Source organism: Brasilonema octagenarum UFV-OR1 (assembly GCF_963888615.1).
Lineage (GTDB): Bacteria > Cyanobacteriota > Cyanobacteriia > Cyanobacteriales > Nostocaceae > Brasilonema > Brasilonema sennae.
Window position 1 is genome coordinate 1 of record NZ_CAWPKW010000133.1, and the last position, 9,824, is coordinate 9,824.

The window sequence follows — 9,824 nt, forward strand, 5'->3', positions numbered from 1 at the left end:
GTGCGCTCTGCGCACACCCGATAGCCGTAAGGCGTGGCGTTAGCCATAGGGTGAACTAACTCATAGGAGGAGGGAACAGGGAACACCCGAACGCTTAAGAAGGAATAAAGGTGTATCTAGCTTCGTAAAAATCAAATAGGAATTCTATATAATACTTTGAAAACATCCTTAAGCTGTGTTTGCTTTCTCCTTTTGGTGTTTTCTGTAAGCAAAAAGCCTTAACCCACAGCATAATCTGTAAATTGGCGCTTAAATGGCGAATGAAAGCCGATGACAATATCCTGCTTGGGGATACCTAAATTCGCTAAATCTTCTCCTACTTCATTTTCTGTCCCATTGTGTTGCAGCCAAACTTTACCATCTTTGATGTCTAGATGTAAAAAACAACCATAAACACGACGGTCATTTTTCCAGCCGACATTTACAAGTTGATAGTGGTGATGTTCTGTATCAAAAATTAATTGGGTTTCAATTTCTGAGTCTTGACTAGAAATTGCAGCATATTCTTGGATAAGCTGCTGAATTATTTGTTGGTATTTTGTTAGTTTATCCATTCGATTATCTCTTCCGTTACAGGTTTATAAGTAATCAATTTAAGGTGATATGTTTTAATAATGTTTTGTACAAGTCTGATAGTAAAAAAGGAAGTATATGTATCGATGGGAACTGCTAAATAGAGAGTACGGTCTGGTTCTTGTTCAGATAATGCTAGTCGGTAGTTAATAAACTGTCCTAAAGCTGTGTGAAATTCAGAAATCGCAGATGTTTTAAAAAAGCTTTTAATTTCAACAGCAATTTTTTCACCCTCTCTTTCTGCTGCTAGAATTCTTTCCGCGCCTAAGTCTATGTACATATCCCCTAACTCGAAACTGACGGGTAAGGGATCATGGGTAATTTTCCACCCTTCTTTTTCTAGCCCTTTTTTGACTGCGTTGTGAAAGATATCTCTGGCTGGCATAATATAAGCATTATAAAGGATTTTCTACAAGGATAAGGATGCGCCGTTCTTGTTTGTTGAGTCTGTGGAACTGGAACTACAAGTCACTGTGAAGCGAACGGGCAAAGCAGGTACAAAGCGAAGTGTTAAAATCAATGTGCTAGGCAGTGGAGGCGAGGTAAGTGGTCTGGTTTAAGTGATTCTGTTTTCAACGGGGTGGCTCAGAACTTGATTGGTAAAAGCATTCCGGCTGTAGTAGCAATGACGTATTCTATAAGTGTATCTACTGGCAGTGCTTTTGCAGAAGATTTTTACCGATGCTTGGGCAAAAAGAGTCATAGGCGATACGTGTAGCGTCAAGCCAGAGGCTTATCGCACTACGGCGGGGACAAAGTGCAATTGGAATTGAAGGGAATGTGTGGTATCGTCCTGTGCTGTATCTGCGTTGTGAGGATAATGAGGGGGGACGACTCTTTGATCAGGTTGTACGAGATATGAACGAGAAATTTGTAAATCCATTGGCACACAAGGAACAAAATCTGATTTCGAGAGATAGTAACATGACAGCGACAGATGAATATGATGTATTTATTAGTCATGCAAGTGAAGATAAGGAAGACTTTGTAAGACCTCTAGCTGAAGAGTTAAGAAAAAGAGGTTATCGTGTCTGGTATGATGAATTTTCTTTGAACTGGGGAGACAGCCTAAGTAGTTCAATTGATAAAGGTATTTCACAATCAAAGCTTGGAATTATTGTACTCAGTCGTAATTTCTTCCAAAAAAGATGGACTAAGCGTGAGTTAGAGGGATTTGTTTCCAAGGAAGGAACTAATGGAAAAGTCATACTTCCTATTTGGCATCAGGTATCAAAAAAGGAAGTTTCAGATTTTTCTCCAATTCTTGCTGATAAACTTGCAATCAATTCTTCTCAAGGAATTGATTATGTTATTAGTAAATTAGTTGATATTCTAACTCAGAACTCAGCAAATCTTCCGGTTACTTCTCCTGTTAAATTACCAACAAAGACTGCAGAAACACCACCACGAAAAGCGCCTTCAAATGCAAGAAGCGAGTTTTACAAAAAACGCATAGTGGCAAAGCAAGAGGAGTTAGTTGCCATTGAATCCCAATTGGAAGGAGTACTTAGTCATGTTGATGAATTGAAGCTGAATAAGCAGGCTGAGGGGATTATGAAAGAGATAGAAGAACTAGAAACTAAATTAAATCAGTTATAAATTTTATCTATTTTATTAATATATTAGTGAGAAATATAGAAAATAATTGTGACAGCAAAGACAGGTACCGCCCGGAGAAAATTTTATAGCAAGGATTTAGCTCGAAAACAAGAAGAGCTAGCTGCGATTGACTCTCAGTTAGCTGGAGAGCTTAGTAAAAGAAATGAACTGAAACTTAAGAGAGATGCAGAGAACCTTTTGGAAGAAATTGAAGACCTAGAAAACAAGCTTTCAGAACTAGATGCTGAAGATAAAAATTCAAATTTACGTCATTTAAAGTTAGAAAAAAGCTTTCAAAAAATTGATTTCTATGAAGCTAAGAAAATTGCTCAATCACTTAATACTAAATTTGGTGATGATAGTGGAGCTATTCTTTTATTTTTACAAAGGAGTACAAAACAGAAGGGAAGCTACTGTATTGATGAAGTTTTAGATTTGATTGTTAGCGATCGCAAAATAGGGGACGATATTATAGGAGATTTTAGACCTTACCCAGTAGACTTAGGTTCGCCAATTTCTGAGTTGAATGAAATTGAATTTTCTCAAAGATTAGCAAGCTACTTAAATATGAATTCAGAAGAACCATTACACAAGATTATCAAAAAACTTTGTTCATCTCTTTGTGGTGGTAGCACTGTATTTATCAAAATTGAAAATTGGGATAGTGTAATCGATAAGGAAAAGTTTTTAGATTGGTTTATTGAGAAATTCTGGAAAGTTTTAGTTAATGAGCTTGAGTCTATATTTCAAGAGTATAGCAGGATTAGGTTTATTGTTGCTTTAACAGCAAAAAGTAAAGTTTTTCCCTATTGTTTGTCAATACCACATTTTTGCACAGAGGATACATTTGATAGTTGCAAAATTCTTGAACTCCCGTTACCAGATTGGACTGTTGAAGATATTAGAAATTGGCTCATTAATTTTCGTGGTTTATCAAATTCAAAAAGTCAACAATTAGCATTGCAAATTCATCAAGAGAGTGAAGGAACACCAGACACAATCTGTTCAATTTTGGAAAGAGATTTTAAGATATGATATCAACTCAACGATTAGAATTTACGGGAAATCCCAATCGCCGTCCAGAAAATCCACATAAAGATTCACCAACGAACCCAGAACCATATGTAGTTTCTGCCGAATTAAAGAAAGCTGTGAATTTAGCAATCTATCTCAGGCGACCATTATTATTAGAAGGAGACGCCGGGTGTGGTAAGACTCGCCTTGCTTCGGCTGTTGCTTATGAGTTAGGACTTCCTCTTTATCGTTGGGATATCCGTTCCACTACTAAAGCGCAGGATGGACTCTATGAATATGATGCTATCCTCAGATTGCATGATGTGCATACGCAAAAACTAGAACAACAGCCGCCAGCAGCAGAAGCAGAAACTGAGGAGGAAGATGAGGAAAGAGTCAATCGCAATCCTGCTAACCCCAAACACTACCGTAAATTTGGAGCTTTGGGGAAAGCCTTTGAGCTAAAGAATCAGCCAGCAGTTGTGCTGATTGATGAAATTGACAAAGCAGATCTGGATTTCCCGAATGACTTGCTGACGGTTTTGGATGAACCTTGGGAATTTAAAATTAAGGAAACTGGGGAAACAATCACAGCTACTCATAAACCGATTGTAATCATCACCAGTAATAAGGAAAAAGGTAACTTACCTGCGCCATTTTTGCGTCGTTGCCTGTATCATTATCTAGACTTTCCTAATGATCCGAAACGATTGCAGGAAATTGTCGAGAAGCATTACCAGATTCGTGAGGAAGAATCACCGCCTCCTCCTGATTTGGTAAACACAGCAATAAAGCGCTTTCTAGCTGTGTGGAATGAAGGTGGACTTTTCAAGAAACCAGGAACGAGCGAATTTCTCGATTGGTTGAAAGCACTTCATACATTTGAGTCAGAACCTTACAAAGCGGCGCAACTGGCAAAAGATAAACTGCTTCCCTATCGAGAATTGTTATTTAAGTTACAGCAGGACTGGAAAAAATATGCCAAAGCCTCATGAGTTCCTTTAACCCACAAGATTTGATGACTCGTGCTTTCATTCGTTTGCGCCAAAGTGGCTTTCAGCTTGGTGTAGGGGAATTTTTGGCAGCACGGCAAGCAGTTGAAGGGGGATTCGGGGAAGATGAGGAAGCACTAGCAGAGACATTAAAGATTTTATGGTGTCACTCCCCATCTGAACAAAGCCAGTTTGACCCCATTTGGGAGTCTTTGCAGATGAGTTCAACTCCCAAAAATCCTGAAAAAAAGCCCCCTGTGAAAGAACCAAAGCTTGAGTCTGATCAAGAACGGGTGGAGGAACCGCAGAAACTATCATCACCGCCTCCCCAAGAGACTGTAACTGAGATCAAGTCTAAACCAGAACTGGCATCGTTACCGATTCGCGCACCTTTTACACCAGTGGAAAATCAGGATACTTCTGCATTACAAACGTATTATCCCATTTCCCGCCGTTCAATGGTTTATGGCTGGCGATATCTACGTCAACCTATTGCTGATGGTTCGTTGGATGTACTGGATGTGAATGCGACTATTGAACAAGCGACTCGCCAGGGATTTTATTTAGCTCCAGTTTATCGCAGACGAGAACGAAACAATGCTCATCTGTTGCTGCTGCTTGACCAAAATGGCTCTATGACTCCGTTTCATCGTTTCACTCGTGATTTAGTGGAAACGGCAATCTACGAAAGTTCTTTGCAACCTGACAAGGTAAGTGTATTCTATTTTCATAACGTGCCTGCAGCCAGTGTTTACAAAGACCTTTACTTGACAGAACCAATTAAGTTACAGACAGTGTTAGAAACCTGCGATAATCAAACTAGCATATTGATTGTCAGTGATGCTGGGGCAGCACGAGGATATCGGAAGTTAGAGCGAATTCGGGCGACTACCAGCTTTCTATTTCAACTCAAGCGACACAGTTCTTTGATTGCTTGGTTAAATCCTATGCCAGAAGAACGTTGGATTGGCAGTTCGGCAGAAATTATTGCCAATTTGGTGCCAATGTACCAGATGGATAATAATGGCTTAAGTAATGCTATTGATATTGTGCGTGGACAACCTCTACAACACTTAAATTCACCCTTCTCATGACAACCGTGCGTAGAAACCCGGTTTCTTGAAGCACCTGGCGTCCGTGGAGTCCTTAATTTTGAATTTTGAATTTTGAATTTTGAATTTGAGCGAAGCGAGTGACAACTGTGGCTGATGACAACAAGCAATGGCGAGAACAAGCAAAGCAAGCTGTAGAGCGGTTTGTTCGGCGTTTTGATGAGTCTTATCGGCTACTGGCGTATCATGCTGCATTACCTTTGGTACTCACTCCAGAATTGGTGAACTACTTACGCAATGAGTTTTTGCGAGGTGAGCAAGTTCTTTGGGTGGCGGAGGTTGACTTGTTGCTGTCTGATTTGTGCTCTCAGGTGGGGTACGAACTTTACGCAATGGATACCCATGTGCGAGCATATCTGCTGGAGGAAATGAAGCAAGAGTGTGGCGAACAGCGAATGCAGGAAGTCGCGCAAGTTTTAATCAGCTATGTCAGCTATCTGAGTCGGCTCAATCCGGGAAGACGGCAACAAGAATTAGAAGCGCAACGATGGGCAGCAATGGTATATTTAGGAGATGAGAAATGTCAAGAAGCAGCACAAGAGATTGCCAAACGGCTCCTAGAGACTAGTAGTGGAACGGGTTCCGAAAACCGTAGCGAGTCAGGAATTCGGGCAGAGTTAGCGCGATTGACACGAATTACTCAAGAGTTATCACCTCAGTTACAGAAGGAGCCAGCTTTACTGGAGTACGCAAAGTTGACGCAGCAAATGTTAAGAACGCCAGAGACACTCACTCAAGAAGAACTGAGTCGTTCTTTTCGAGTAGGCGGTATGGAACTCAAACCAGCGCATAGGTTGTTAGGATCTGTGCAAGCAGTGGCTGAGTCATCTGCCACGCTGAGAGTTGCTAGGCTTGAAGGCTTCCCACTAATACAGACTTTTGAATTTGAAGTAGCAACCGTCGCGATCGAGGATGAGACAAAAACATCTCCAAATATCAACCTGCAACCTTTTGAATTTGAAGTTGCAACAATCGAACTGAAACAATCAGATTGGTTGAGACGAAAAACAGAATTAATAGTCAAGCGGCGTCGTCAACAAGCTCAGTGCTTTATCGAAAAGTTAGGGAATAGAGTCCAGCTAGAAATGGTACAGATTCCTGGTGGCAATTTTAAGATGGGCGCTCCCAGAAATGAGAAAGATAGCCGTGATAATGAACGCCCTCAACACCAAGTAACTGTTCCAACGTTCTTCATGGGCAAATATCCTGTAACTCAAGCACAATGGCAAGCTGTAGCTTATCTCCCACAAGTTAACCGCGAACTCAAAGCTGATCCATCTGAATTTAAAGGAGAAAATCGTCCCGTTGAACAAGTTTCCTGGTATGATGCTGTGGAGTTTTGCGATCGCCTGTCTCAATACACTGGTAAACCCTACCGTCTACCCAGTGAAGCCGAATGGGAATATAGTTGTCGTGCAGGAACTACGACTCCATTTCACTTTGGCGAGACGATAACCTCAGATCTGGCAAACTATAACGCTGACTACACCTACGGTGCTGGTCCCAAAGGAATCCATCGAGAAGAAACAACGACTGTGGACAGCTTTGGCGTAGCCAATCCCTTTGGGCTATACAATATGCACGGAAATGTTTGGGAATTGTGTGCTGATCATTGGCATGGTAACTATGAAGGAGCACCGACAAACGGAAGTGCGTGGCTGGACAATAATGATAATGATAATCGTATACGGCGCGGTGGTTCGTGGCGCAACTCTCCCGAGGTCTGCCGTTCGGCGTTTCGCTTCGGCAGCGATGCGGGCGTCAGGAACCTCAACAGCTTCGGTTTCCGTGTTGCGTGTTCTCCTGCGTATACTCAGTAGCCCTTTATACTTTTTATCTTTTGTCCTTTACCCTTGTTTTCTTTTTCCTTGCAAGCAGAGCGAACTGAATTTTATTTGCCAGGTAAATTATCTGGATCTACACCAAGAGAACGTAAATATTGCGCTAATTGTTCAACTCGCTCACGCTCCTGCTGTACCTGTTCTGCATCTGTCAAATAGCGGTTTCCTTGCTGATCGTACCAAGATAAGAACTCCTGTTGAATACCAGCAATCACTGTTTGATGCCGGCCAATGCCTAATCCTATCTCTGGCATCCATAATGGTTCACTTATCTGCAACTGATAGTTCCCATTTACTAACTTATACACTTCAAACGGTTGATGTTGGTCGCGCCGCCAAAATTCCGGATTGTAAATCACGTAGTATAAAACACCAAGTTTTGTATAAATAGCCAGCTTCTCCTCGTATTCACCCCCTGGTGTATGAGATACCATTTCTAATGTGAGTATTGGGACGACATCATTTTCTTCCCAGACTGCGTAACTTTTGCGAGACTTACCACCTTTTTTCCGTTCTACTCCCAAACTCAAAAAAGCATCTGGCACGACAGGTACTCTCGGATTGACCCCGGTAGTGTGATACACTGCCATATCTACACCGAAGAACCAATCCATGCGATTTGCCCAAATTGAGTTCAATAAAAATAGTAAAACATTCGGCAAAAAATTCTGATCCTCATTATCCACAGGAATATCGTCACAGCAGGGAAGTTCGTCAGTGCTTGGTAACGCAATTTTGAGATCGGATGGAAGCATAACCGTTGTCTCGCTGGCGTTGAGTTCTTTTATTATAGAATTCAAATCAAACTTAAATATGCACAGCGTCGCCTCCAGAAAATCAAGCAGATAGAAATAAATGCCAAAAATAGTTATTAACCGTTCAAAGCAGACAGCACAATATTTTATAGAAGACTTGGGCAATGAAGTACAGCTAGAAATGGTGCTGATTCCAGGCGGCAGTTTTCTTATGGGTTCAAAAGAAGATGAACTGGGACACCGTGAATCGGAAAGCCCTCAACATACAGTAACCATTAAACCCTTTTGTATGGGTAAGTATCCTGTCACTCAAGCACAGTGGAAGGCAGTCGCCTCTTTTCCACAGGTTAACCGCGAACTAAAACCTAACCCTTCACATTTTCAAGGAGAAAATCGCCCCGTTGAACAAGTTTCTTGGTATGATGCTGTCGAGTTTTGCGATCGGCTTAGCCGCTTCGTAGAAGATCGCCTAAAGGAGCACACCAAAAGACCTTACCGACTTCCTAGTGAAGCTGAATGGGAATACGCAGCTCGTGCCGGAACTACAACTCCATTTCACTTTGGCGAGACAATTTCGACTGATTTAGCAAATTATGATGGTACAGATAGTGAAGATCGTAAATGGTCGGGTTCATCATATGGTCAAGGTTCCAAAGGAATCTATCGAGAAGAAACAACACCTGTAGGTAACTTCGGCGTAGCGAATGCCTTTGGATTATACGATATTCATGGGAATGTGTGGGAGTGGTGTGCTGACCATTGGCATGAGAATTATGAAGGAGCACCCACAGACGGAAGTGCGTGGTTCGATGAAAGTGATAATGATAATCGCCATTACCTGCTGCGCGGTGGTTCTTGGTTCAGCAATCCCGGTTACTGCCGTTCGGCGTATCGCTTCATCTTCAGTGCGGGCGTCAGAGTCTACAACTACAACGGTTTTCGCGTTGCGTGTTCTACACTCTAGACTCAGTAGCCCTTTATACTTTTACTCTTTTGCCCTTTACCCTTTTTTCTTTTTCCTTTATTCTTGCTTGCGGAGCAAGCTGAATTTTTTGGAACATTTTTTGAACAAATGGACGAATTACCGATTATTCTTGTTGTCTCAACAGCAAACAAATCATCTGTTGACCAACATTACAGCAATCTTCAGATAAATAAACCTCAGATAAATAGACCACAGTGATTGAACCTTCAATCGGAGCGGCGGGATTCGAACCCACGACCTCCACTACCCCAAAGTGGCGCGCTACCAAGCTGCGCTACGCCCCGTAGTCAACTTTCCAAGTATAACATCAAAAACCACAATTATCAAGGTCTAGATTTAAAAAACTTTGAGCATCTGGGAGGCTTTCAACAAACCAGCAACAGCGGAATCATCCCATTTACCTTCTGCACAACGCCCTGTTTTCAGGATAAAACGCAGACTATAAGCATGAGGATAACCTTCCACTTCCATCCATAATAAATCGCTTTCAGCTTCACAGGTAATCTTTTCCTCATCCATTAATTCAGTTGCCATTTGCCTCATGGTGTCTGCGAGTTGCGCCAGTAGCCGACAAAAATCATTCAACTCAGGTTCAGTTAACTCGATAGCCCAATCATCTGTACCCACTAAACCTTTGAACTCTGGCGCTGCTGGGTTCCAGCCGATACGCCAACCAAGTCCACTTTTGAGAACACGTTCCATAAAAAAGTTTTGAGTTGAACTGTTCGTTCTAAGAAATTTTTCTTAAAACATAGCAGAACTGTTACCCACTGGTGCGGAAATTGCACAACAAGAACATCAACGCGCTGAACTTTCAAGAAACACAGGGGTGTAGGGGAGCCACTGCCGTGCGCGGGTTAAGCGCGTTGAGGAGCCACTGCGTTGCGGGGGTTCCCCCCGTTGTAGCAAGTGGCGTGCATGTGGCGTGAGCCAGTACTTGATGAGGGTCTCCC

At 42.0% G+C, this 9,824-nt stretch carries 11 protein-coding genes and 1 tRNA gene; 7 read left to right on the forward strand and 5 right to left on the reverse strand.

Features of this window, described 5'->3' with window-relative positions; all coding sequences use genetic code 11:
* Positions 1 to 218: 218 nt before the first annotated feature.
* Both AC5590_RS09010 and AC5590_RS09015 read right to left on the reverse strand, forming a co-directional pair.
* Positions 219 to 554 (reverse strand): XisI protein, encoded by a 336-nt coding sequence (locus AC5590_RS09010; RefSeq protein WP_169268535.1) that lies wholly within the window; start codon positions 552 to 554, stop codon positions 219 to 221.
* Positions 542 to 958: a XisH family protein gene (locus tag AC5590_RS09015; RefSeq protein ID WP_169268536.1), complete on the reverse strand. Its 417-nt coding sequence runs from the start codon at positions 956 to 958 to the stop codon at positions 542 to 544. The genes AC5590_RS09010 and AC5590_RS09015 overlap by 13 nt, the downstream gene beginning before the upstream one ends.
* 19 nt (positions 959 to 977) lie before the next feature.
* Here AC5590_RS09015 and AC5590_RS09020 point away from each other — a divergent pair, with 19 nt between their 5' ends.
* The 6 genes from AC5590_RS09020 to AC5590_RS09045 all read left to right on the forward strand — a co-directional run bounded on the left by AC5590_RS09020 (position 978) and on the right by AC5590_RS09045 (position 7,110).
* Positions 978 to 1,133, forward strand: a complete 156-nt coding sequence (locus AC5590_RS09020; RefSeq protein WP_256379401.1) for a trypco2 family protein — start codon at positions 978 to 980, stop codon at positions 1,131 to 1,133.
* A 364-nt stretch (positions 1,134 to 1,497) separates the two neighbouring features.
* Complete coding sequence (locus tag AC5590_RS09025) at positions 1,498 to 2,172, forward strand: TIR domain-containing protein (protein ID WP_211178750.1); 675 nt, start codon at positions 1,498 to 1,500, stop codon at positions 2,170 to 2,172.
* A 48-nt stretch (positions 2,173 to 2,220) separates the two neighbouring features.
* Complete coding sequence (locus tag AC5590_RS09030) at positions 2,221 to 3,207, forward strand: hypothetical protein (RefSeq protein WP_169268537.1); 987 nt, start codon at positions 2,221 to 2,223, stop codon at positions 3,205 to 3,207.
* Entirely contained in the window at positions 3,204 to 4,181 is a 978-nt protein-coding gene (locus tag AC5590_RS09035) for an AAA family ATPase (protein WP_169268538.1), read from the forward strand. Before AC5590_RS09030 ends, AC5590_RS09035 begins: the two co-directional genes overlap by 4 nt.
* A complete protein-coding gene (locus AC5590_RS09040; RefSeq protein WP_169268539.1) occupies positions 4,178 to 5,272 on the forward strand; it encodes a VWA domain-containing protein in 1,095 nt (364 codons plus the stop codon). Before AC5590_RS09035 ends, AC5590_RS09040 begins: the two co-directional genes overlap by 4 nt.
* Positions 5,273 to 5,370: 98 nt before the next feature.
* Positions 5,371 to 7,110 (forward strand): formylglycine-generating enzyme family protein, encoded by a 1,740-nt coding sequence (locus AC5590_RS09045; RefSeq protein ID WP_169268540.1) that lies wholly within the window; start codon positions 5,371 to 5,373, stop codon positions 7,108 to 7,110.
* 71 nt (positions 7,111 to 7,181) lie between these two features.
* On the opposite strand, the gene AC5590_RS09050 is transcribed toward AC5590_RS09045, so the two are convergent.
* Positions 7,182 to 7,886 (reverse strand): Uma2 family endonuclease, encoded by a 705-nt coding sequence (locus AC5590_RS09050; RefSeq protein WP_169268544.1) that lies wholly within the window; start codon positions 7,884 to 7,886, stop codon positions 7,182 to 7,184.
* A gap of 100 nt (positions 7,887 to 7,986) precedes the next feature.
* Between AC5590_RS09050 and AC5590_RS09055 the strand changes: the two genes are divergently transcribed.
* Positions 7,987 to 8,850 (forward strand): formylglycine-generating enzyme family protein, encoded by an 864-nt coding sequence (locus AC5590_RS09055; protein WP_169268541.1) that lies wholly within the window; start codon positions 7,987 to 7,989, stop codon positions 8,848 to 8,850.
* 231 nt (positions 8,851 to 9,081) lie between these two features.
* Here AC5590_RS09055 and AC5590_RS09060 read toward each other — a convergent pair.
* Together AC5590_RS09060 and AC5590_RS09065 are read right to left on the reverse strand one after the other, a co-directional pair.
* A tRNA-Pro gene (locus AC5590_RS09060) sits at positions 9,082 to 9,155 on the reverse strand.
* Positions 9,156 to 9,207: 52 nt separating this feature from the next.
* Positions 9,208 to 9,573 (reverse strand): DUF1818 family protein, encoded by a 366-nt coding sequence (locus AC5590_RS09065; RefSeq protein ID WP_169268542.1) that lies wholly within the window; start codon positions 9,571 to 9,573, stop codon positions 9,208 to 9,210.
* Between the last annotated feature and the right edge of the window lie 251 nt (positions 9,574 to 9,824).